Below are 23,947 nucleotides of genomic sequence, written 5' to 3' on the forward strand. Positions count from 1 at the left end.
TCATGTAATACTGTTATAATGGTTTCGCCGGAAGGCTTTTTTACTGGTTTGGTAAATGTATTGGCTAATTATATCTCGAAAAATGGATAAATCTTTGAAATAGATGGACAATCCCCTTTGCCTCACCTTTCTCAGACGACTCACCCCGTCTACGCTTCGCTGGACGACCCTCTCTTCGCCTGCGGCGGAAAGAGGGTTGAGGAAACATTTTGTCATGCTGAACGTAGTGAAGCATCTATTATTGAACTTTTCAATTGTAAAATAGATCCTTCGTTCCTCTGGATGACAAAAAGAAAAGCGATCCCCTCTTTCCACCGCAGGCGAAGAGAGGGTGATCAAGCGAAGCGATGATCGGGTGAGTCGATCCAGCGATGCTATCAATTCCCCACAAAATCATAAACCCTACCCACCTCTGTTTTAAAACTATAAGCCACATCATTACCTGCCCCATCGGCCTTCGATACTTCCGCACCCGATTTTAAAGCATTAGGGCTTTGCAGTTTACACTCGCCGCCGGCCAATGATTTAATAGATAGCTTAACAATTTTGCCGTCTTTCCATTCCATGTTAGTGATCTCAAAATCACCACGGGCACGCAGACCCTGAACGCTGCCTGTTTGCCATGCTTTTGGTAATGCAGGCAGTAATTGTAACTCACCAGTTTGGCTTTGGAGCAGCATTTCGGTTACCCCGGCTGTATAGCCAAAGTTTCCATCGATCTGGAACGGTGGATGCGCGCAGAAAAGGTTGGCGTACAAACCGCCGCCTTCATCATAATTCACACCAGAACCACCAACCAGCGTTATAAAGTTGTTCAGAATGGTATAAGCATGGTCGCCATCCTGCAGGCGCGCCCAGAAATTCATTTTCCAGGCCATCGACCAGCCGGTTGATATATCACCACGGGCCAGTAAACTTACCTTAGCAGCCTTAGCCAGTTCGGGCGTTTTGAGGGTGCTGATACGACTGCCCGGGTGCAGACCAAACAGGTTGGAGGAATGACGGTGTTTGTCATTCGGGTCGTCTCGGTCGGTTTCCCATTCCTGTAATTGGCCCCATTTACCAATTTTTGGCTTCAGCAGATGCTCGCGCATATCCGCCACACGGTCGCGATAGGTTTTATCGATACCCAAAGCATCTGCAGCCTGAATATAGTTGGTGAACAGATCATACACTATTTCCTGATCATAAGTAACCCCATCCTCGGTAGGCCCGTGCTCGGGCGACCAGCCCAGCGGCGATACCAGCGTACCATCAGGGCGACGTTTCAGGTGATCATCCCAAAACTCCACTATCTCTTTCAAAATAGGATAACCAAAGCTTTTGAGATAGGCTTTGTCCTGCGTAAAGGCATAATGCTCCCAGATGCCCTGCATATACCAGGCGCTGCCCGGCGTGTTCCACAAAAAGCTGGACCCGCCATAAATATTGTTCTCGGTTTTTACCGTCCAACCGCGAACGCCGGGATATTGCTTGCGGGTACTTTCTTTTTTTACCTCGCGCATGCTGTTGATATAATCGAGGTATGGGAAATGACATTCGGACAAATTGGTAGGCTCGGCCAGCCAATAGTTCATCTGGATATTGATATTGGAGTGATAATCACTGCGCCATGGTGGGTTATTGCTTTCGTTCCAAAGTCCTTGCAAGTTGGCTGGCAAGCCTCCTTTACGTGAGGAGCTGATGAGCAAATACCGGCCATATTGATATAATAAAGCCTCCAATTGCGGATCGCCTTTAGTTTTATAAACTGTAAGTCGTTTGTATGTTGGTAAAGCAGCCTGATCTGCCGGGGTGTTGCCCAGGTCAATAGCTACACGGCCAAACAGGGCCTGGTAATCCTGCAAATGAGCAGCTAACAATTGCGCTTCGGTTTTACCCAGCGTAGCTGCAAGCGCCTTTTTTACTTTGATGCCGGGAGCTTCGCCGCGCCAGTGTTGATTGCGCTGGTTGCTGTAATCGGTAGCCGCGGCCAATAATATAGTAAAACCATCGGCTTTGCTGATCACCAATTGCGAACCACCTTTACCATCTGATTCAGTCTGGACAGAGCCACCTTCTGTTTTAATAGTTGCCTCGCCATCATAAGCCAGGCCATTATCTAACTTGCCTGTAATTTGCAGCGTTGTGCCATTGGCGGTAGTTGCCGCGTTATGCGCATCCTTTAATTTAATAGTGGCAGAATAGGCGCTTTTTTTATTGGCGGTAAAATGCAGTACCATCACCTTGCCGGGGAAACTGCAAAAATACTCGCGTTGGTAAGTCACGCCAGCATCGGTATAGCTGATCTGTTGTACGGCCTTGCTGATATCCAGCTGACGGCGATAATTTGCGGGGATTTTTTGGGTGGAATCTTTACCCTTGAAGTCAATGTACAGATCGCCGAAGGCCTGGTAAGCGCCGGTTTCGTTTTCGTCACCAGTCCATAAACTGATCTCGTTAAACTGGATATGCTCCTGCGCCAGTCCGCCGAATACCATACCGCCTATGCGGCCATTACCGATGGGATAAGCTTCGGTCATCCAGGTTTTGGCGGGTTTATCATCCCAAACCGTCAAACTTTTTTGATGGAGGCCCGGGTTTACTTGTTGGGCCCCGGCGGTAAGTACCCATGCGGTTTGCGTTAAAAAAAGCGAAAAGCAAGCAATCTTTTTAATCATCAGGAACAAAATTTTGTGTTTAATTGGTTTTATTGCCCGCTCCGGATATTCACACCGTATTCTATCTCCAAAAGAACCTGGATGCAGCAATCGGGGCTAAAAATATAAATTAAATGTAATACTTACAGTTTTAATTTAAACACAAATGATATTTGTTACAATTACCCATTGGCATGCTTAATCTGTATGGAAAACCTCTTCCATATTTTGCCATATTTTTTGCTGTGCGGCCGCCTCGGGCAGTGGATTTTGCGTGGGGTTGGTTTCTTTCCACCAGCGTTGGGTGGTAGTATCGGCAGCCATCAGGGCCATGTCTTTATCAAAATCAGTCCCCGCATATTCAAAATAGCTGAACAGGAAATATTTGCCCCCTATTTTTTGAATGTAGATAGAATAGTTGCGGATGTTGCACGCTTTGATCTTTTTTAATACCCCCGGCCAGGCCGCGGCGTGCAGCTTTTTATAGTAAGCCATTTTTTCGGGCTTTAGGCCGGTTACCATGCCAAAGCGTTTTACTTTGGGGCTATCGGTTACCGATTGTTGCTGTTGATGATGGCATGCCGAAAAAGCCAGCATGCAAAGGATCGCTATAAAAACGCTCTTCATATCTGTAGTTAATTATCTAAAAATGTAAAAAAGCACTACCATAATAAATACCAGCAATACCGAGAGCACTTTATAGTTCCCCAGGCCGCTCCAGGCCGGGCCGCGCAGAGGCTCCCAGGGCGATCGCCAGTACAGTACAGAACTTTCTTTGGTATGTTTTACCGGGTAAGCATAAGATAGCGTTACCTGTATCACTACACAGATCACAAACAGGTAAAAAGCCATCATCATGAAGGGGATCTGCCCTATCGCGGTATCCGGAAACAACTTATTCATCGCGAATACGATCACACCGATAGCTGAGCCTATCCACAAAGTATATTTGGCCGATACTGCCGATGCCTTATCCCAGAATACCCCCAGCAGGAAAACGCAGGTTATTGGCGGCGCTATATGAGCGATAATGTCATTCAACCCATCGAAAATACTACCATAGCGATTAAGCAGCGGCAGCAAGGCGAGCGACAAGATTAACGATACCCCGGCTGCAATTTTACCCACTTTTACCAGCCCGGCATCGTTAGCCTCCGGCTTATAGCGTTTATAAATATCATAACTTACAATGGTAGAGATGGAATTTAACGCACCCGAAATCTGGCTCATTAAACCCGATAGCAAGGCGGCCACCAATACACCGATCAAGCCCTGGGGTATGAGTTGGGTGATCATGAGGGTGTAGATGCCTTTGCTGTCAACCACCTCTTTCCCGCCAACAACCGATTTTAATGCCGAAATATCCAGGTGACCGCTTTGTGCCAGCGTGTAGGCAAACAGGCCCGGCATCACAAAAATAAAAACGGGTAGTATTTTAATAAAACCGCAGAATAGTGGACCTACGCGGGCATGGTTCTCGTCCTTGGCCCCTAACACACGCTGCACAATGGTTTGATCGGCGCACCAATACCAGATGCCTAATACCGGGTAACCTAAAAACACAGCGTACCAGGGCATGCCGCTTGGATCGCCATGCGGACGCAGCATGGAAAGCTTGTTTAGTTCGCCGGTATGTTTCAGTACATCCACCATCGGCTCCCAGCCGCCCATTTTGTTGTAGGCGGCAATGCTCATGATGATAGCGCCGCCCAACAGCACCAGCGTTTGGATAGATTCGGTAACAACTACAGCCGTTAAGCCGCCAACAATGGTGTAAATGGTGGTGATGATGGAGATAACGATAACGCTGGTATACATATCAACCCCAAATAACGTATGCAGCACCACCCCACCAGCCAGTAAGGAAAAAGCGATATGAATAAGCACCGCGGATACTACCGATATAATAGCCAGCCAATCGCGACTGGCACGATCATACCTTTTCTCCAAAAAATCGGGCAGGGTAGCCACACCGGATTTGATATAGAACGGCGCGAAGAACAAAGCCAGCAAGATCAAAGTGAAAGCAGCCATCCACTCAAAATCGCCATTGAGCAGCCCTTTGTCAAAACCACTTTGCGCCAGGCTCACCAAATGCACACAGGATATATTGGTAGCGAATAGAGCCAAACCGATCATGGGCCAGCGTAGTTTTTTACCCGCCAGGAAGTACTCTCCCGCCTCATTATTATTATTCCGCGTTTTACGCTGATGACGGATACCCGACCACAACCCTATTACAAAAATAAAGGCGATGTACAAGGCGCTGATGATCAAATCGGGAGTGTGGATCATGTTTTTTTGTTTAGAATCAAGAGATAAGAATCAAGAATTAAGACAAAAACTTATGGTTTACCTTAATTCTTTTCATCCCTATATCTCGACTTTATATTTTCATTTTTTCTTAATTCTTGACTCTTGATTCTTGTCTCTTGATTCTTGATTCTACCCTAACGCTATCAGATCGCAACTGCTGCCGGGCTCCTGCGGGGTGATGTATACACCATTGCTGATATGCACCGGGTTTACAAAATGCTGTTGTAAATGTGGTATATGTTCCAAAAACAAAGCCTCGTGCCCCATGGATATATGGTTGAATAGTACCAGGTGCTGGTGTAATTGCCCCATATCGCCCACATGCGGTACTACGGGTACACCATATTTTTTACATAACAGGCTTACCGTTATAAATTCGCTTACGCCGCCTACTCTTACCGCATCTACCTGGATAAAGGAGGCGCAGCCGGTTTGCAGGTAATTTTTAAAGATGATCTTATTGGGTACGTGCTCGCCCAAGGCCAATTTTACCGGGGCTACGGCATCGGCCAGGGTTTTGTGGGCCAGTACATCATCCGGGTGGGTGGGTTCTTCTACCCAGTAAGGGTTCATGCTTTTGAATTTGTTGCAGATGGAGATAGCCTGCGGCAAATTCCATTGCTGATTGGCATCGAGCATTACTTTTACGCCGTCGCCCGCAACCTCACGTACAATATGCGCCCGGCGGATATCCCTTTCCGGATCAACGGAACCTACTTTGAGTTTCATGGCGGTGAAACCTTCTTCCAACGCTTTTTTGCAGTTCTCGCGCACTTTCTCGTCGGAGTAGTTGAACCAACCGATAGAGGTATCGTAGCCCGGGTAGCCGGTTTGCAAAATATTTTCCCGCTGACGGCTGGTTGACCTTTGGTCGGCCAGCATTTGGATAGCCTGCGCATGGGTCAGTTCATCTTCGAGGTACGAAAGATCAAGCGTAGCCACAATTTGCTCGGGCGACAGATCGATCAATAATTTCCACAAGGGGACGCCCCTCTTTTTGGCCCAAAGATCATAACAGGCATTGGTAACCGAAGCCAGGGCCAGGTGCACCACACCCTTATGCGGCCCCAGCCAACGGAATTGCTGATCATTCGAAAGCTGGTTAAACAGGCGACCAAAATCGGCCATGGTTTCTTCAATATCTTTCCCCGCCAGTTTGCTGGCATAATAATGGGCGGCTTTGCAAACCAGGTCGTTGCCCTCGCCCAGGGTAAAGGCAAAGCCGGTGCCTGTTAGTCCGCTGTCATCAAACAAACGGGTTACTGCGTAGGAGTAAACTGGGTTGGTATGTATGGCATCACTTCCGGCGCTACCATCAAGGGCATAGCGTACGTCTTCAACTTGAATATTTTTTATCATATATTTCAGTTATGTTTTAATGGATTTGATGGATCAATTACACGACGGTAACCTAATTCGGCCCCGCCGCTCACCGGTAAAATGCAGCCTGTAATAAAACGGGCCTGTTCAGATACCAGGAACAAACAGGCATCGGCTATCACATCACCCTCGGGGCAATAGCCTAAGGCATGGATCCCATCCAAATAATTTTCAATAGTCAACGGATCGGGCTGCTGCTGGCTCCAGCTGCGTAACATGGGCGTCCATACACCTGCGGGGGCAACGGCGTTCACCCGGATACCGTAAGGGGAGTAATCAAGTGCCATAGATTTGGTAAGCGCATTAACGGCCCCTTTGGTGGCGCTGTATGCTGCATGGATCTCCTGCCCTATCTCCCCTACAAGACTACTGGTATTTAATATATTGCCCTTCGTTTTTTTGAGCTCATCAATACCAAAACGGGTGGTGTTATAGATGCCTTTCACATTCACATCGAACAGCCTGTCCCACTCATCACTGGTAGTTTCATGTACAGCTTTTGAAGGGTTTGATATACCCGCATTATTATGGATCACATCTATCCCGCCAAAATGTGCTACGGTTTGGGCAATGGCCCGCTGCATATCATCAGTTATTGATACATCAGCTTTTATAAACAATACTTCGGTTGCCGGTAGTTTGTCTGTAGCGTGTTCAATACTGCTTTCGTTATTGGAGATGATACTCAAGCGGGCTCCGGCAGCACTGTATACTTTGGCACACTCCAAACCAATCCCTTCGGTACCCCCGGTTAAAAAAATCACTTTGTTTTTGAGGATCATATATATTATAGTTAAAATCAAGGCAGAGCATCAGCTATCGCGTGACCGTGTTTCCCCGAAATTTATTAGTCGTCTGGTTAAATTGGTGCTTGCAGAACAATTCAAAAGTAAAGTCCTGCGCTATTGTTTATAATAGGCAAAACATTTTTTTTAATGGATTATTCAACTAAGAATAAGCAGATAAGTATCGGATATTGGCAAAATGCTATCACGGGTATTCAATAAGGCCTAAATGATTGTATTTGCAGATTGTTTTATCTATAATAGCGTTAGATATTACACACAGATCCATCAATGATGTAATATTCCATTATAAACCAATTGTTACCTTCATGAATGGCAGCTTAAAAAGACGGGACGGCTTTATAGGAGAAAAGATGTTGGCAATCCCCCAAAAAATACTGCGGGATGCGAAAGACAAAAACCCTGAACTTTTTCGGATCTATATTACTTACATAGGCTATTTCCCAAAAGCGGCCGCGCATTACCGCGAGCGCAGGAAGGGATGCGAGGATAATATCCTGATCTATTGCCTGCAAGGCAAGGGGCATTATATACTGGATAATAAACGCTATGAGGTAACATCAAACCAGTTTATCATTATACCGGCTACAGATCAATACATCCGCTATTGGGCTGATAAGGATGATCCCTGGACAATTTACTGGGTACATTATACCGGTGAAAATATCCGGGCCCTTAATCAGTCACTCAACCTATATGTAAATAAAGGCCCCATACCCATACCTTTTAATGAAAAAGCTATAGAGATATGGCAAAACATTTACCAAACCCTGGAAATGGGTTACAGCATCGAGAACCTGTGTAACGCTGCTTTTTGCCTGCACCATTTGGTAGCCACGTTTCTGTTTCCGCAGCGGCATGTGCAACATGATAAAGAGAACGATGGTGATATGATCACTAAAACCATTAACCATATGCGTGGTAATATCAATCAAAAACTTACGGTAGAAGATATGGCCATCAGGCATAGCTTATCGGTATCGCATTTTTCCAACATCTTCCGAAAGGCAACAGGTATGCCTCCTATTGATTATTTTATCCACCTGAAAATGCAAAAGGCCTGTCAGCTGCTTTATGCTCATGATGATAAAATAAAGGCCGTAGCTGCCGATCTTGGCTATGATGATCCTTATTACTTTTCACGGATATTTAAGAAGTATGTGGGATCTTCACCGGAAGCTTATCGGGTTACGGCGAAGAATACGGGGTGATAAGATGATAAAGGAGCAAGGATGAAAGGAACAAGGACAAGTCTCCTCCCGCGTCATTGCGAGCGCAGCGTGGCAATCCCCAATTAGCAGGACCGCTCTGTAAATAGGTGATTGCCACGTCGTTCCTCCTCGCAATGACGCGTGGGGAAAAGGATTCACCCTCGCCCAAGCTGGGTGAGTCTACATCCTACCTCCCCCATGCCTTATTAGGCTTAGGCCCCATCACCAGTTCCAATGTAGCACCTGACGCGATAGCTGCATAATCCAGATAGCAGTGACGATACGGCCTGCCGTTGAGCGTAGCGCTTTGAATATACAGATTAGCGGCCGAATTATTTTTAGCCACTATAGTAAACGCCTTGCCTTTGGCATATTTAGGATCAATGTTGATTTTTACTTTGCTGAATACCGGGCTGGTAATCTCGTATCGCGTATCGCCGGGGCATACCTGCGCTATCCCGCTTGCCGCCAGCACATACCAGGCCGACATTTGGCCCACATCTTCATTACCTACCAAACCCTCCACTTTGTTATGATAAGCACGCTGGCAAATGATCCTTGTCCACTTTTGAGTTAACCATGGCGCGCCTAAACGGTTAAATAAAAATGGCACATGGTGCACCGGTTCGTTGGCGTGGTTGTAATAATCGTTCCAAAGCAAATTGGCGGGGGCTTTTTCAAAAAAGTTGGTCAGGTCGGCTATGGCTTTTTCATTGCCGCCCAGTAGTTTGGCCAGGCCTTCAACATCCTGCGGAACAAACCAGCCCTGCTGGTATGGATTGCTTTCTACCGTACCATAACCCTGCTGCAACCTGCCGGCGGCGGGCCACTCCTGCCAGTCGCCATTATCCTTTTTCGGGCGGAACCAGTTTTTATCTTTATCCCATACATTTTTATAGGCCAGGGCTTTTTCGGTGTATTTAGCGGCATCTTCTTTTTTACCGAGCGATTTGGCCAGTTGGGCTATACACCAATCAAAATAAGCATACTCCAACGTGCCGGATATACTGTTACCACCGGTGGTAAAACCGCGGGTACCATTGCCGTCCTTAGTATTGGTATTCACACTGTATTCATACGCTTTGTTCACATCATAGCCGCGGATGCCTTTGGCGTAGGCATCGGCAATAACAGATATGGACGGGCTACCGATCATACAACCACTGTACGCGTTCAACAACTCCCATCGATCAAAAAAATGTGAGCCATTTTCGGTCGCCAGCGTAACCTGCGAATTGATGAGATCATTTACCAAACCCGGATTGATGAGCGTTTGCAAAGGCATCTGGCTGCGGAACACATCCCAGCCACTAAAGATAGTACGCTTGGTAAAATGATCGGCCACATGAGCTTTCAGATCACCGCCGGGATATTTCCCGTCAACATCCTGAAACGTGCGCGGATCTATCATCGTGTGGTACATGGCGGTATAAAAATTATATTTTTCTTCGGTTGTGCCGCCGGTTACCTGTATTTTCGATAAGGCCTTGTTCCACAAGGCCCGGGCCTGTTGATGTACCTTGTCAAAATCAAAGTCTTTAATTTCGGTTTCCAGATTATTTTTTGCCCCTTCAATACTGTTATAGGAAATACCCGTTTTTAATATCACCTGTTCATTGGCTTTAGTATCAAAATCGGTATAAAAGCCCAGGTGTTTGCCTAGCTTTTCTTTTGTGCCGGGCAATATGGCAGCATGAGCGATAATGTCCTGATATTTAGCACTTTCAATATCTTCCAGTTTGCGGGTTTGGCCCTGCGGGATATTGGCACTCCAAACACCGTATTCTTTTAGCGGCTTATTGAATTGAGCGTAAAAGTAAACGGTATAAAAAGCATGCCCGGCACCATTGCCCCAGCCACCACCTTCGGGTGTACATTTTATCCAGCCCTGTATGGTATGATCGTCGACCACTTTTACATACTGATTAACCGAAGTGCCACCAACACGGCGTGCCAGGTCTATCTGAATCCGCGAGCCACTGCCTTTAGGGAACGTAAACCTCATGATACCGCAATGCGGCGTAGCCGTAAGTTCAGATTTGATCTGATGATCGGTGAGCAATACCGAATAATAACCGGCAGATGCTTTTTCGCTGGTTTTATCATAATAAGACCGGTATCCATCATGATTGCCCTCCTTACCCGCGCTGGTTTTTAACGTGCCTGCGGTAGGCATCACCAGGAAATTCCCCAGATCGCCATACCAGCCAACGCCGCTCATTTGGTTAAGGGCAAAGCCTTCTATGGTTTTATGCTCATAACTATAACCCGGCCCATTATCGCCACCCGTGATGGTGTTGGGACTTACCTGCACCATGCCAAACGGTACGGCAGCCCCCGGAAAAGTTTTACCCAAACCGGCCGGATTGCCCGCCGATTGCATATTGGTACTGGCGCCTATAAAGGGGTTCACATAGTCGGCCAGTTGTTTTTGCTGGGCGAATAAAGTGGTACTGACAGATAACGACAGGCTGATACCTGCAATTTTTAATATGTTCTTTTTGAGCATGTTTTATTTACTAAGGTTTTTGATAACCGACCGGCACCGTGTGCTTTTGTTTAACAATTTAACGGTTGGTAAAAATATACCCGAACCCAATTGCCCGACATAGATTAAAACACGATGTTGATGGATTATATATGGAAACGATAGCAAATTTATGATTTAGCCCGGTTTTATGGTACTACGGGTTGTTATTAACGTCTTTTTTACAATGAATGTGGGGTGATTACAAAAAGTTTGTCATGCTGAGGAACGAAGCATCTATTCATGAACCATGCTTCACGGAGAATAGATTCTTCGTTCCTCAGAATGACAAGGGGTGATATAAATCCAAGGAGCTCTTTTACACCCGTGTCAACTTCACCGGAGCGGTGTGATAAGCATTCCACTGGCATACGTAAACGTTTTTATCCTCATCCACACAAACGTCATGGCCGTGCTGAAAAACTGGGTTGACCGCCTGTAAAGTTTGCTGTAATACGCCATTTTTGTAAACAGGAGCAGCTCCGCCTGGATTTGATACTACTTTATTGTTCGCATCCAATACGGTTACAAAGCCCGAGTAATCAAAACGTTTCCCAGCCGCGTCTTTCGACCAGCATACACCGGCATAAATATTTTGTTCGTTGATCACCGCGCGGCATACATACATACCCGGCAAATCGATGCGTTTGATGAATTTACCATCGAGCGTAAATATTTTAAAGCAGTTTTCCTCGCGCGAGGTACATATCAGTGTTGGATTATTTTTGTCACGGGTGTCAACCGTTATACCATGCGCATTCACCAGGTTATGATCCTTATTGGTATTGTGATGCCCGCCAAAGTGATTAATATATTGCCCCTTGCTGTTGTAATGGATAATATAATCAGAGCCGTAACCATCCGCCACGTAAATATCGCCATTAGGGGCTACTGCGGTTTCGGTGGGTTTAAAAGGCTCGTCATCCTTATAAATACCAATGGTGCGTGGGTGGCCTATCGCGAAGATCAGCTTACCATCGAGCGTGGTTTTCAACACCTGGCCCGATTGACCATAGTTATTGCCCGTTCTGTCCAGGGCCCATCCGCAATCGGTCAGCAATAAAAAATCTTCGCCGCCTTCTTTGCTGATGCTTAAACCATGCCCCCCGGGTAGCGATGTGCCCCAATAATCAAGCAGTTTGCCCGATTTATCAAATATCAGGATGTTGTTGTGGGTATGGTCGCCCAGCATAATGAGGCGGCCTTTGCTGTCTTGTACCATTTCGTGGCAATTGGCCAGCGGGTTACTGTTTACGCTGATCTTGGCCCAGTTTTTATCGGCCTTGTAGGTAAACTCTCCCTGGCCTATAGTTTGGTCGTTTGGTTTCATATCCTGATGTAATATAGCAAAACTTTTAGCAGGCGCGGCGGCAACCAGGGCGGATGCAATGGCCGAATTCTTTATAAAATTTCTTCTCGATTTCTCCATGGGTTTATAATTGTTCTATTGTATGAACATAATGCTAAGGTAATGTATTTTCTCTCAAATTATCAATTCATCATCACCTAAAAAAAGAAAATACTTATGCGTACGATTTTAAAAAATGATAACAAAACACGTTTCGAAAACTTGTATTTTTCGCAGGCAATTAAAAACATAAACCGGATCACCACACTGTACGTATAAAACCGGGATGACGGAGTAACAAAAACATAACATCAGAGAGCTATACATTTAATATATTCAAATTAAATATTTAGTTTTAAAAACTGATCACTATTAACCATACCAGCACTAACTGAATTGACATATGGCGGGATTTTCGGCGCTTATTACCTTTTTCTTATGTACACAACTACGTAAAAACCTAAAGCGGGATGGTATCAATTCACCGTGGTCACAATACCTGCTGTACGCGATGTGTACCGCGATCGCGCTTATGGGCATGAGCTTTAATTATGAGAGCAGGCCAATTTTTCAGTTGCTTATTTATGTATTAGCTGCCGGGGTTACGGCGCTTCCTTATACGGTAGAGGAATTTAAATCGAGCCGGTCTCTTGTTAACGCGGTGATCCCTATTGTTGCGGTTGGCTTTCTTACTTTTGCCTGCGAGCACTTGTTCCCCAAGCTTTACGAGAGCATCGACACTTTTATGGAGAGTGCCATCTGGTTTGCGGTAATCTGGTTTTGTGCGATGTGGTTTATCAATCGCCGGCAAAACAAAGCGTTGGAGATTGAGCGCACCAAACGCCGTAACGAGGAAGAGCAGAACCGTATGATGGCGGCCATGAAGGTTAACCTGGAGAGCCAGGTACGGGAACGTACCGCCGAACTTACCCAACAAAAAGAAGAACTGCAACAAACCCTGGCCGAACTCAAAAGCACTCAGGCACAACTGGTACAACAAGAGAAAATGGCATCACTGGGCGAGCTTACCGCCGGTATTGCTCATGAAATACAAAACCCATTAAACTTTGTTAATAACTTTAGCGAGGTAAGTATCGAACTACTGGATGAGCTTAAAGAAGATATTTTAAGCAAGCTATCAGATGATGCCAAAGAAGAGGCGGACGACATCATCAACGATCTTACCCAAAACCTTTCAAAAATAAACCAGCATGGTAAACGTGCCGATGCTATTGTGAAAGGTATGCTGCAGCACTCGCGCGCGTCAACCAGTAAAAAAGAGCCTACTGATATTAATGCCCTGGCCGATGAGTATCTGCGTTTAAGCTATCACGGTCTGCGCGCTAAGGACAAATCATTTAACGCCGGCATGAGAACCAGTTTTGATGAAACCATTGGCCAGGTGGATGCCATGGCACAGGATCTTGGGCGGGTATTGCTTAACTTGTACAACAACTCGTTTTACTCCGTGGCCGAAAAGAAAAGACTTAAAGGCGAAGGCTATGAGCCCATGGTAAATGTGACCACCAAACGCGTAACACTCGCCAATGGCCACAACGCGGTTGAAATCACGGTAAGTGACAATGGCATGGGGATCCCTCAAAAAGTGCTGGATAAGATCTATCAGCCGTTTTTTACCACCAAACCTACCGGGCAGGGAACCGGTCTGGGTTTATCCATGAGCTATGATATCATCACCAAAGCCCATAACGGCGAATTAAAGGTAGATACCCAGGAAGGAGAATTTGCCAAATTCACCATCACCATACCGCTAAATGGCTAGGATTTTGGAGTAAGGATTTGGGGAACAAAGCGCAAGGACTTAGGACAAGAACTTGAAAAACAACGAATATAGCATGATATTTTTTTTTATCACTAATTCACTAATTAAATTAATTCACTAACTAAATTGAAGATACTTGTTGTTGATGATGAGGCCGATGTACAGCCATTATTTACCCAGCGTTTCCGCAAGGAGATCAAAAGCGGCGAAATGATGTTTACCTTCGCGCTATCAGGTGAAGAGGCCATGGGATACCTGGAGCAAAATCACTCTGAAGTGATCCTTATTTTATCAGATATCAATATGCCGGGCATGAGCGGGCTGGAATTGCTCAGGAATATCAGGAGCACTTACGAAAAACCACCACCGGTAGTGATGATGATAACCGCCTATGGCGATGACGAGAACTACAGACAATCTATGGAGCTGGGTGCCAATGATTTTTTAACCAAGCCCCTTGATTTCAATAATTTGAAAGACAAACTAAAACACATAGAACAATAATGGCCAAGATACTGGTGGTTGATGATGAATCGGACCTGGAATTACTCATCAAACAGAAATTCAGGAAAAAGATCAGAGAAAAGGTATTTGATTTTGTATTTGCCCAGAATGGTTACGACGCGCTAAAAAAATTGGCCGAACAACCTGATATTGATGTGGTTTTAAGCGACATCAACATGCCCGAAATGGATGGCCTTACCCTGCTTACCAAACTGCCTGAGGCCAACCCTATTTTGAAAGCAGTTATGGTATCGGCCTATAGCGATATGGACAACATCCGCACGGCCATGAACCGGGGAGCATTTGATTTTGTGGTGAAACCTGTTAATTTCGAAGATCTGGATATTACTATCGAAAAAACACTGTTGCATGTTATCGAACTCAAAAAAACCATGCAGGCTATCAAAGAGAACAACATATTACGTATGTATGTGGATGAGAATGTGTTGAACTTTATGACTCATAAGGAGTTTGAAACCAGCCTGCTCTCTAACGAAACTATTGACGGAACTGTTATATTTATTGATATATGCGGTTTTACAGCCATTTCTGAGCATGTACCCGCCAATACCGTGGTGGGGTTGATTAATAAATTATTTGATGCTATGGTGAAGGAGATCATAGCGCAAAACGGACATATCGATAAATTTATGGGTGATGCCGTAATGGCTGTCTTCCGGGGTGAATATCACCTCGATAGGGCTATCGACGCTGCTCTTGCTGTTCGTGAAAAAATGCATGCTGCCGAACCCATAGTTTATGGCGACAAAACATTTAAACCCGAAGTTTCCATAGGTATCAATTCTGGCGAAATGATTTCCGGCAATATCGGTTCGGCCTCTTTAAAACGCCTGGATTATACCGTAATAGGCGATGCCGTTAACCTGGCCCAACGCTTACAGTCGGTTGCGCAAGCCAACCAGATCATCGTTACCCACGATGTTTACGAAAAGGCAAAAGAATCATTCGAACTCAACAAAATTGGCGAAGTAAGTCTGAAAAACAAAGCTAAACCGGTGGAGATATACGAGGTGGTGAGTTAGTTTTGAGTAGTGAGTGATGAGTTTTGAGTCAACTTTAAGAATCAAATAGTTTTGACTTTTTAATTTTGACTTCTGACTTATTTAATGCTCCCTAACCCGTTTCTTCAATACACCGCCGGCTGCTTCCTTGATGCTGTTGGTAAATACGAAGGCTTTGGGATCGATGCTGTGAACCAGGTTTTTTAGCCTGCGTACTTCAAAGCGGGTTATTACGGTAAAGATGATATCCACCGGTTGGTGAACGTCAAAGCTTTCTTTTAAAAAGCCACGCTCGCCTTTGTAAACGGTGATTCCCCGGCCCAGTTCCATCACCAGCCTTTCTTTAATGATCTCGCTTTGGCCTGATATGATGTTTACGGCCGTGTACTCCTCCAGGCCATCAATCACAAAGCTGATGGTGCGTGAGGCAGTATAATAGGTTAATATGGAATACAGCGCGGTTGGCAATCCAAGCTTAAAGGCTGCTATTAAGAAAATGATAATGTTAATACCCAGGATGATCTCGCTGATGGTAAAACTGCTCCGTTTTAAGGTATAAAGAGCTAATATTTCGATACCATCCAATGCGCAGCCGCCTCGGATGGACAGGCCTACACCTAAACCCATGAACACCCCGCCAAATATAGATACCAGTAGTTTATCAGAAGTGATAACCGGGTATGGTACATAATGCAAACAAATGCCCAGTGCAACCACACAGGCAAAGGTTTTAAGCGCGAATGTCTTATTAACCTGGAACATCCCCATAATAATGAAGGGAATATTAGCTACTACAATAACAAATGCGATATTCTTATGATACAATTCATGTATCAGCAGCGATATACCGGTAACACCACCATCAAAAAAGCTGTTGGGTACCAAAAAACCTTTGAGGGCAAAACCGCAAAATAATATCCCTATGGTTACGGTTACAACATCCTTAATTATTTCGGGTAAACTGTGTTCCGGTTTGGTCATGAATTATATTTTAAACTGTTCTTTTAATGATCTCTTCTAAATGCAGCTGCTTCACCGGGCCGCGCAATTCGATGGCTGTTTTGGTAAAATAATGATGACTTTTCAGAAAAACGATCTGCTGTTTATCCCAGTCCTGTTCGGTCTTCAAACCATCGGTTATTACAAGTTCCGAAAATAGCTTTTTACTGAGTACAAAAAAATCATTCCGGCCTAAATAATCCAAATCTGCATCACAAATAATTTCACCTAAATGATCCTGAGGATTTTGCGGCATTTTGGTCGCCATAATAATATCGCATATCCTGCCTATCTCTTCACTGGTATAACCAAAGTTGGGTAGGTATAAACGGGCATTAACGCATGATTTACTTTCATGATCTTTTTGCCCTGCTAAAAATCCCGAGTCATGAAACAAAGCCGCAGTAAGCAACAGTTGGATTTCCTCCTCGCCTATTCCCTCACTTTGCGCCAGTTGTTTCGACGCGGTGTACACATCCACAGCATGATCGGCATTATGATAATGAAAACATTCAGGAAGCTCTTTTTTTAGTTTATCCAGTATAAATTCCCGGGCCTGTTCAATCTGCATCGGTGGTTAAAATTGATCGCTAATATAATAATTTGGTTTATCGGGAGACACAAATATGTGTCTCTACATTAAAAACAAGACATAGAGACGCATATCTGCGTCTCCAATAAGATAAAAACAAAAAAGCCTGCTGACGATCAGCAGGCTTTTTATCATATTTAAACAGCTTACATTTTAAGCGTTAGGTTAAGCGTAAACCGGGTTGGGTTTTGCGGTGCTAAACGAAACGACCAGTATTTTTCGTTAGTCAAGTTATCCAGTTTTACACCAATGCGGTATTTAGGCTGATCATAAAAAGCTGTCGCATCAACCGTGGTATAGGATGGTATAGTAAATTTAAACGTTGCTGTGTTGGTTTGGTATGAAGAGCTGCCGTAGTTACCACCAACGCCAAACCCCAAACCCTCCATCTTACCATTGGTAATACGGTAACTTGCCCATAAGTTAGCCAAGCGTGCCGGACCTGATGCAGCTGGGCGTAAACCTTGTATACCTGTACCAGCTGCTGCATTAGTTATTTTACTATTGTTATAGGCGAAGCCCGCCACAATGTTAAAGCCGGCAAAAGGGTTAGCTATCAATTCAGCCTCAATACCTTTACTTAACTGCGTACCGGCCTGGGTTGAAAATCCCGGGTGTGCCGGATCATCCATCGTAGTGTTGGTTACCGAAATGTCATAGTAGCTAACCGTTGAACTGATCTTATGATCCCACACATCAACTTTTACACCGCCTTCCCACTGGTTGGCGTATTGAGGTTTAAATGGCGTATTATCAAAGCTGGTTGCTGTAACATTGTTGAAACCGTTCATATAGTTGCCAAACAACGATACCTTGTCTTTAACCAATTGATAAACCAAACCAAATTTTGGCGACAATGCGGTTTGGTTAAAGTTACCCGTGGTTTTACCATCAGCAGGCGTATAAGCACCTTTGTTTATAAAACGGTCGATACGCAGACTGGCCATGGCGTTCAGTCTGTCGGTAATGTTGAACACATCAGACACATAAGCCGCGAATGAGCTTTGGTTATTTTGTACATAGTCGCCAACTTTAGGGGCCTGAGCATTGATCAATGCCGAAACCTTTTCTGGGGTATAATTATTGTAAGCTGCTCCTGGATTTTTGTAATTGATCAATGGCATATTTACTACGGCATTCGTAAAATTGCTTTTTTGGCTGTAGTACTCAAAACCAGTAACAATACGGTTGCGGAATTTACCTATCTTAAAATCTCCAATAAAATTCTGTTGTACGTTGGTGATGTAATACGGATAATCCTCTTTAGTTACTTGCCTTCTTATACCCGTATCAGCTATAGTCATTGCCGTAACATACCCCTTGGTTGTAGAGAAGGTTTTGTTAAACATGGTTTGTGATTTCCAGCTGTCAGATATTTTATAGTTTACCAAGGCGTATAGATCGATCTGCCTACTCTGGTAATCCAGATTATTATTGGCAAATGAGCGTTTATAATCAATACCCAGATCTTTAATATTGTATATTTTAGCTTTAGGATCCGGTGCCAGGCGGTAAGCAGATGTGGCGCTGCCGTTACCTATCTCCGCATCAACATCAACAGATAAACGGTCATTAATGATGTAAGTGATGCTCGGCGCTACAAAAAAGCTGCGGGTATAACCGGCATCCTGAAAGCTGTGTTCGGTGTGCAGGGCGGTATTAACCCTAAATAATAATGTTTTATCCTGGTTCAATGGCGTGTTTATATCGGCGGTTAAGCGGTTCAGGTCAAAACTGCCGGTATTGTAGCTTATCTCGGTACGCGGTGTACCAAAAGGCTGCTTAGTAACGCGGTTAAATAAACCGCCAAATGAGGCTAAGCTACTGTTAAACAGTGTGCCTGTAGGACCTTTGATAGCTTCTATCTTTTCAATGTCGGCAGGGTCAATCGCATTAAAGTTATAGCCGGCTACGCTGTTACGGATAAAGTTACCGGTAGTGAAACCGCGTGACAAAAGTGTTGTACGCCCGTTGTTGTATACTAATGGCACACCTGTACCAGGGATATTTTTAAAGCCATCAACATAACTGGTTACAACCTGCTCTTTCATCAGTTCGCTGGTTACTACACTATATACTTGTGGGTTCTCCAGGTTTTTGAGTGGTAAACGGGCCACATCTTCAGTTTCTTTTTTCAGGAATTTATTGGTTTTGTGACCTTTCACACTTACTTCCTGTAAGTTTTTGCTGTCATCCTCCAGTATAAATTCGGCAACTGCCTCAGCATTTTCCGCTACGGTGATCTGCTGCAATTTGGTGGTTGAGCCTACATAGGAAGCAACTAAGGTATAGGTACCAGGTTTTACTTTTTTAAAGTTGAAACGACCATTTACGCTGGTCATGGTGCGCTGATTGGTTTCTTTGATGAGCAGTGTGGCCAGACCTATAGGCTCGTTATCGCCGGTTTTAACGATACCTTTTATGCTGCCTGTTGGTGTTTGTGCCGATGCAACGTGGCTACTAAAGCAAAGCGTTAAAAAGAAGATCCAAAATATAAAACTTAACGTGGGGGGATGATTTTTTTGTAAAAAATGCGTCATTGCGTTAGGGGCTAGTGGTGTGAGATCAATAGTTATGTGTGTTTAAACGGATAGTGGTTAAACGCCGCAAAGTTATTTTTATTTAGAATAAATCCAAATAAAAAAATACTAATACGATTTCGTTAATAACTGATCACAATTCTGCTTGTATTTAGCCCGCAGCGTAGATATAGCAAACAAATAGTTATCCAAAAAATAGGGCTGTCACCCTGAGCTCTGTCGAAGGGCAGAGCGCAGAGGCCTTCCCACCATGCTTCGACGGAGCTCAGCATGACACCCTTTTTTAGAATGATTTATACCCCATTACACTCCATTCAGGTATATTTCGGCATATAAGAATTATATTAGCCCAATGAATAGCTGGTTCAAAAACTACAAGGGCATTATCATGCTCATGATCGGTATTATCGCGGGCAGTATAGCCGGATTGCTTTTGGGCAACAAGGTGGAGTTGATAAAACCCATCGGCGATATTTTCCTGAACCTGTTATTTACGGCGGTGGTACCACTGGTATTTTTTGCCATAGCATCGGCCATTGCCGGGCTCGACGGATCAAACCGTCTTGGTCGCTTACTGGGTATCACCTCCCTGGTTTTTTTATCAACCGTGCTTGTAGCGGCTATCATAACCATTATTGCTACATGGATATTTCCTATTCATCAGCATTTGGTGGCCAGCCCCATAACCGAAGCCATTGTTAAAAAACCTTTTGGAGATCAGCTCACCCAGTTATTTACCACCAGCGAATTTTACCAGCTCCTATCCAGAAAAAGTATGCTGGCTGCTATCATTTTTTCGATACTGATAGGTTTTGCCACTCTGCGCTCGGGCGAAAAAGGAGCTTCATTCGCCCGTTTTTTGCATAGCGGTAACGAGGTATTTAAAAATATCTTCATCCTCATCATGGAACTTGGCCCTATTGGCCTGGGGGCCTATTTTGCTTACCAGGTAGGTGTGTTCGGGCCGCAATTGTTTGGGGGTTATGCCCGTTCTATGGGTTTGTATTACGGTGTAGGAGCCTTTTATTTTGTGGTGATCTTTAGCTTATACGCTTTTATAGCCGGTGGCGTAAAAGGAATAAAAAAGTACTGGCGCAATAATATCATACCATCGGCAACGGCGGTAGGCACCTGCAGCAGCATAGCTACCATACCAGCCAACCTGGATGCCGCAAAAAAAATGGGCATCCCCGATATGATAGCCAATGTTACTATACCACTTGGCGGCACACTGCATAAGGATGGCTCAAGCATTTCATCCATCGTAAAAATGGTAGTAGTGTTTGCCTTGTTCGGCAAAAGCTTTAATAGCGCCGATACTATTGCGCTGGCACTGGCTATGACGGTGCTGGTGAGCCTGGTTGAAGGCGGTATACCCAACGGAGGGTACATCGGCGAGCTGCTGTTTATATCCGCCTACGGTTTCCCGCCCGAAGCGCTCCCTCCTGCCATGATCATCGGTACGCTGGTTGATCCCATGGCTACCCTTTTAAACGCCACAGGCGACACTGTCGCGGCCATGTTGGTAACCCGCTTCAGCGAGGGTAAAAACTGGCTCAATAAGGCCGAGGAATAGATCGCCAGCAAACCATGGATTATACGGTTTTTTCATGATGCAAGCAGCTTAAAACACCTCATTACCATCAAATTGTCAGCAAGTTAAGTATACTCCGTAGGAGTAAAAGCTTTGTAGAGAACAAACAATAAGCATTTAGCACGCCGTAGGTATGCAACCTGAGTGCAGTACCTACGGCACTGACATCGGGGCTGGCCTTTTTCTACAAAGCTTGAACCCCGATGGGGTTTGCAAAATTCCTTCGCTCAATAATATTATCTTCTCTATAATCCCCCTCGCAAAAGCCCCAAAAGTGGGTTTACATAAAAACCCATAATATATCGATAAATAACAATTAAGTCACTGTATATCAATTAATTAAAATAATGCAAACCATAAAAAATGTAAACCATGTAAACCCACTTTTGACTGTCTGTTCAAACGTCGTTTATTTAGTAATCCCGAATAATTATATTTGGTCTCTATTAATCGCGCTTAAAATTCTAGGATCATTATGCTGCATATATTATACATCATCGCCATTATTGCTGAGGCCATGACGGCCGCGTTATCTGCCGGAAGGCGTAATATGGATTGGGTGGGCGTTTGTATTATTGCCTGGGTTACCGCCCTGGGCGGAGGCACCGTACGTAATATTTTATTCAATCATTATCCCATGAGCTGGGTTGAGCACCCCGAATACCTGCTCATCACCGCGGGAGCCGCCATATTGGCTGCCATCATCGCCTCGTTAATGACCAAACTCAAAAAGCTATTCTTATATCTTGACGCCCTGGGCCTGGTAGTATTTACCATTATTGGCTGCCAGATAGCGCAGCAAATAAACCTCCCTCCCATTATTGTGATGTTCAGTGGAATGATCACCGGCTGCGCAGGCGGCGTGCTTCGGGATGTGCTGTGTAATGATATCCCGCTGCTGTTTCATAAGGAGATATATGCCAGCGCTTCGATAGTTACCGGCGCTGCTTATTTAGGTATAGAGTATATGGGCGGAAGTTCTGAATTGGCCATAGTACTGGCATGTGTTATTGGCTTAGCATTGCGCTTGTTATCTATCCGTTATAAATGGCAAATGCCCAAATTTGTTTACAACGAAGAATGGCATTAAATAGAAAAGCCCTCCGGAATACCGGAGGGCTTTTTTGTTATGCTAATGATCAATATTACCAGCCCGTGTTTTGTGTTAATTTACTATTGGTAGCGATCTCGCGTTGTGGGATCGGCCACAAATAGTATTGATCCTTCATGGTCACCCCTTGCTCATTTGCAGTAGAGGTTGCCGGACCAAACACATTGTTCTTCACATCATATATCTGATGGGTGCGTTGAATATCAAAATAAGCTTTGTTTTCATAAGCCAATTCATGATAGCGCTCTTTCCAGATAGCTACACGAAACTGATCTTTGGTTAACCCACTCAATGGTGCCAATTTTGCACGGGTACGTATTTGGTTAACCGCGTCGTAAGCGTCGGCTGTCGGTCCATTTACCTCATTTGATGCTTCGGCATAAATCAGCATGGCCTCAGGTAAACGTAAAAGCGTCCAGTTTTCATCGCATTTACCACTGTTAGCAGTACCAGATACCGAGCTTTCAACCTGGAAATATTTATACAGGCAGTGCTCGCCAAAAGTGATGGTATCGGCAGGATTATTGGCATCCGGATATTTAGAAAAATAGAATTGCTTTTCCTGTGTACGTTTATCCCCGGCCTCATAACTCGCAAAGAAAGCGTCTGTCGGGATCATTGCTCCCAGGTGGTCTCCATAAGCACCAACCTGTAAATTGAAAGGCACTGTTAACTGGGTTATAGCATTAGTGGCAACACCTACCAGGTATTGGCTTTGAAATATCAATTCGCCCTGGTTTTTGTGAGGATTGTCATGCAAATAGGCATAATCTGTAAACAGCGTATATAAAGGCAATACTTGTTTAGCTTCATCGGCGGCTTTCTGGTAGTTTTCTGTTTTTTGCAACGGATAACCGGCCATAGTTAAATAAACACTTGAAAGCAAGGTGTGTACAGCGCCTAATGACACCTTACCTGTTTGATCGGTATTAGGTAAACCAGACTGTTCTGCAGCAAGCAGATCACTAACAATCAAGTCATAAACCTGTGCCTGTGGTGTACGAGCCGGGTATAAAAGCGGGCTTGATAAATCAACTGGTTGTGTTATCAATGGAACATCGCCATATAGCCTTACCAGGTGGTAATAATAAAAAGCCCTCAAAAAGTAAACTTCTCCTAATAACGACTTTTTAACGTTAGCATCCATACTGATAGCCGGAATGCGGGCCAGAGCAAGATTGGATTCTTCAATGGCCGTATAACAGCTTTTCCAAACAGTTTCAAAGCCAGGGTTGGTAGGGTCGGTATTTTCGTTTATTACTTTTTTATTATTTACGCTTTGCCCCAATGTTGTGGTATGTCCGGCAAAAAGTTCCAATGTAATAAACGGGGCCTCGCCATAAGCATCTCCATTTTGAAAAAAGTAAAGACCGTAATTAATGTTATTAATATAACCTCCATAAATGCCGTTCACAAAAGTACGGGCCTGGTTGGCGGAGGTAAAATAATTTTCTTGCGTAAAGTTGCTGCGGTTATCTTCATCAAGATATTTTTTGCAACCAGATACACTTGCTATAACAATCAGTGCTGAAAGACCGATCCTGTATTTTTTTAAATTAAATTTCATAATTATAC

17 protein-coding genes are annotated in these 23,947 nt (G+C 44.5%); 6 read left to right on the forward strand and 11 right to left on the reverse strand.

What is annotated here, in order from left to right; genetic code table 11:
• Positions 1-377: 377 nt before the first annotated feature.
• From ACTJKG_RS15560 to ACTJKG_RS15580, 5 genes are all read right to left on the reverse strand, one after another.
• On the reverse strand, positions 378-2,660 hold the full coding sequence (locus ACTJKG_RS15560; RefSeq protein ID WP_440739759.1) for a glycoside hydrolase family 95 protein: 2,283 nt from the start codon (positions 2,658-2,660) through the stop codon (positions 378-380).
• Positions 2,661-2,837: 177 nt separating this feature from the next.
• A complete protein-coding gene (locus ACTJKG_RS15565; protein ID WP_172337428.1) occupies positions 2,838-3,266 on the reverse strand; it encodes an L-rhamnose mutarotase in 429 nt (142 codons plus the stop codon).
• Positions 3,267-3,278: 12 nt separating this feature from the next.
• Complete coding sequence (locus ACTJKG_RS15570; RefSeq protein ID WP_440739760.1) at positions 3,279-4,934, reverse strand: sodium:solute symporter; 1,656 nt, start codon at positions 4,932-4,934, stop codon at positions 3,279-3,281.
• Positions 4,935-5,084: 150 nt separating this feature from the next.
• Positions 5,085-6,314: an enolase C-terminal domain-like protein gene (locus ACTJKG_RS15575; protein WP_172337430.1), complete on the reverse strand. Its 1,230-nt coding sequence runs from the start codon at positions 6,312-6,314 to the stop codon at positions 5,085-5,087.
• Positions 6,315-6,319: 5 nt separating this feature from the next.
• Entirely contained in the window at positions 6,320-7,117 is a 798-nt protein-coding gene (locus ACTJKG_RS15580) for an SDR family NAD(P)-dependent oxidoreductase (RefSeq protein ID WP_440739761.1), read from the reverse strand.
• 332 nt (positions 7,118-7,449) lie between these two features.
• Between ACTJKG_RS15580 and ACTJKG_RS15585 the strand changes: the two genes are divergently transcribed.
• On the forward strand, positions 7,450-8,352 hold the full coding sequence (locus tag ACTJKG_RS15585; protein ID WP_440739762.1) for an AraC family transcriptional regulator: 903 nt from the start codon (positions 7,450-7,452) through the stop codon (positions 8,350-8,352).
• A gap of 187 nt (positions 8,353-8,539) precedes the next feature.
• Here the strand turns inward: ACTJKG_RS15585 and ACTJKG_RS15590 are convergent, their stop codons facing one another.
• Positions 8,540-10,861, reverse strand: a complete 2,322-nt coding sequence (locus ACTJKG_RS15590; protein ID WP_440739763.1) for a GH92 family glycosyl hydrolase — start codon at positions 10,859-10,861, stop codon at positions 8,540-8,542.
• Between the two features lie 337 nt (positions 10,862-11,198).
• The gene (locus ACTJKG_RS15595) at positions 11,199-12,308 is read right to left on the reverse strand and encodes a twin-arginine translocation signal domain-containing protein (protein ID WP_172336904.1); all 1,110 of its coding nucleotides are present in this window, start codon (positions 12,306-12,308) and stop codon (positions 11,199-11,201) included.
• Between the two features lie 322 nt (positions 12,309-12,630).
• Between ACTJKG_RS15595 and ACTJKG_RS15600 the strand changes: the two genes are divergently transcribed.
• The 3 genes from ACTJKG_RS15600 to ACTJKG_RS15610 all read left to right on the forward strand — a co-directional run bounded on the left by ACTJKG_RS15600 (position 12,631) and on the right by ACTJKG_RS15610 (position 15,557).
• Complete coding sequence (locus ACTJKG_RS15600; protein WP_172336903.1) at positions 12,631-14,010, forward strand: ATP-binding protein; 1,380 nt, start codon at positions 12,631-12,633, stop codon at positions 14,008-14,010.
• 126 nt (positions 14,011-14,136) lie between these two features.
• On the forward strand, positions 14,137-14,514 hold the full coding sequence (locus tag ACTJKG_RS15605) for a response regulator (RefSeq protein WP_440739764.1): 378 nt from the start codon (positions 14,137-14,139) through the stop codon (positions 14,512-14,514).
• The gene (locus ACTJKG_RS15610) at positions 14,514-15,557 is read left to right on the forward strand and encodes an adenylate/guanylate cyclase domain-containing protein (RefSeq protein ID WP_440739765.1); all 1,044 of its coding nucleotides are present in this window, start codon (positions 14,514-14,516) and stop codon (positions 15,555-15,557) included. Before ACTJKG_RS15605 ends, ACTJKG_RS15610 begins: the two co-directional genes overlap by 1 nt.
• 81 nt (positions 15,558-15,638) lie before the next feature.
• On the opposite strand, the gene ACTJKG_RS15615 is transcribed toward ACTJKG_RS15610, so the two are convergent.
• From ACTJKG_RS15615 to ACTJKG_RS15625, 3 genes are all read right to left on the reverse strand, one after another.
• Entirely contained in the window at positions 15,639-16,517 is an 879-nt protein-coding gene (locus tag ACTJKG_RS15615) for a YitT family protein (protein WP_172336900.1), read from the reverse strand.
• A gap of 10 nt (positions 16,518-16,527) precedes the next feature.
• Complete coding sequence (locus ACTJKG_RS15620; protein ID WP_172336899.1) at positions 16,528-17,106, reverse strand: HD domain-containing protein; 579 nt, start codon at positions 17,104-17,106, stop codon at positions 16,528-16,530.
• A 167-nt stretch (positions 17,107-17,273) separates the two neighbouring features.
• Positions 17,274-19,667, reverse strand: a complete 2,394-nt coding sequence (locus tag ACTJKG_RS15625; protein ID WP_440739766.1) for a TonB-dependent receptor domain-containing protein — start codon at positions 19,665-19,667, stop codon at positions 17,274-17,276.
• A gap of 352 nt (positions 19,668-20,019) precedes the next feature.
• Between ACTJKG_RS15625 and ACTJKG_RS15630 the strand changes: the two genes are divergently transcribed.
• Positions 20,020-21,243 (forward strand): dicarboxylate/amino acid:cation symporter, encoded by a 1,224-nt coding sequence (locus ACTJKG_RS15630; RefSeq protein WP_172336897.1) that lies wholly within the window; start codon positions 20,020-20,022, stop codon positions 21,241-21,243.
• Positions 21,244-21,736: 493 nt separating this feature from the next.
• Complete coding sequence (locus ACTJKG_RS15635) at positions 21,737-22,351, forward strand: trimeric intracellular cation channel family protein (protein WP_172336896.1); 615 nt, start codon at positions 21,737-21,739, stop codon at positions 22,349-22,351.
• A 55-nt stretch (positions 22,352-22,406) separates the two neighbouring features.
• Here ACTJKG_RS15635 and ACTJKG_RS15640 read toward each other — a convergent pair whose 3' ends face one another.
• The gene (locus ACTJKG_RS15640; protein ID WP_172336895.1) at positions 22,407-23,939 is read right to left on the reverse strand and encodes a RagB/SusD family nutrient uptake outer membrane protein; all 1,533 of its coding nucleotides are present in this window, start codon (positions 23,937-23,939) and stop codon (positions 22,407-22,409) included.
• Positions 23,940-23,947: the final 8 nt, after the last annotated feature.

The sequence above is a fragment of the Mucilaginibacter sp. 22184 genome (assembly GCF_052045695.1).
GTDB lineage: Bacteria > Bacteroidota > Bacteroidia > Sphingobacteriales > Sphingobacteriaceae > Mucilaginibacter.

Coding starts and splice junctions, on each gene's coding strand:
- ACTJKG_RS15640 (WP_172336895.1), bottom strand. CDS start 23,939: ATGAAATTTAATTTAAAAAAATACAGGATCGGTCTTTCAGCACTGATT.
- ACTJKG_RS15620 (WP_172336899.1), bottom strand. CDS start 17,106: ATGCAGATTGAACAGGCCCGGGAATTTATACTGGATAAACTAAAAAAA.
- ACTJKG_RS15615 (WP_172336900.1), bottom strand. CDS start 16,517: ATGACCAAACCGGAACACAGTTTACCCGAAATAATTAAGGATGTTGTA.
- ACTJKG_RS15585 (WP_440739762.1), top strand. CDS start 7,450: ATGAATGGCAGCTTAAAAAGACGGGACGGCTTTATAGGAGAAAAGATG.
- ACTJKG_RS15570 (WP_440739760.1), bottom strand. CDS start 4,934: ATGATCCACACTCCCGATTTGATCATCAGCGCCTTGTACATCGCCTTT.
- ACTJKG_RS15580 (WP_440739761.1), bottom strand. CDS start 7,117: ATGATCCTCAAAAACAAAGTGATTTTTTTAACCGGGGGTACCGAAGGG.
- ACTJKG_RS15630 (WP_172336897.1), top strand. CDS start 20,020: ATGAATAGCTGGTTCAAAAACTACAAGGGCATTATCATGCTCATGATC.
- ACTJKG_RS15560 (WP_440739759.1), bottom strand. CDS start 2,660: ATGATTAAAAAGATTGCTTGCTTTTCGCTTTTTTTAACGCAAACCGCA.
- ACTJKG_RS15610 (WP_440739765.1), top strand. CDS start 14,514: ATGGCCAAGATACTGGTGGTTGATGATGAATCGGACCTGGAATTACTC.
- ACTJKG_RS15625 (WP_440739766.1), bottom strand. CDS start 19,667: ATGACGCATTTTTTACAAAAAAATCATCCCCCCACGTTAAGTTTTATA.
- ACTJKG_RS15600 (WP_172336903.1), top strand. CDS start 12,631: ATGGCGGGATTTTCGGCGCTTATTACCTTTTTCTTATGTACACAACTA.
- ACTJKG_RS15590 (WP_440739763.1), bottom strand. CDS start 10,861: ATGCTCAAAAAGAACATATTAAAAATTGCAGGTATCAGCCTGTCGTTA.
- ACTJKG_RS15595 (WP_172336904.1), bottom strand. CDS start 12,308: ATGGAGAAATCGAGAAGAAATTTTATAAAGAATTCGGCCATTGCATCC.
- ACTJKG_RS15575 (WP_172337430.1), bottom strand. CDS start 6,314: ATGATAAAAAATATTCAAGTTGAAGACGTACGCTATGCCCTTGATGGT.
- ACTJKG_RS15565 (WP_172337428.1), bottom strand. CDS start 3,266: ATGAAGAGCGTTTTTATAGCGATCCTTTGCATGCTGGCTTTTTCGGCA.
- ACTJKG_RS15635 (WP_172336896.1), top strand. CDS start 21,737: ATGCTGCATATATTATACATCATCGCCATTATTGCTGAGGCCATGACG.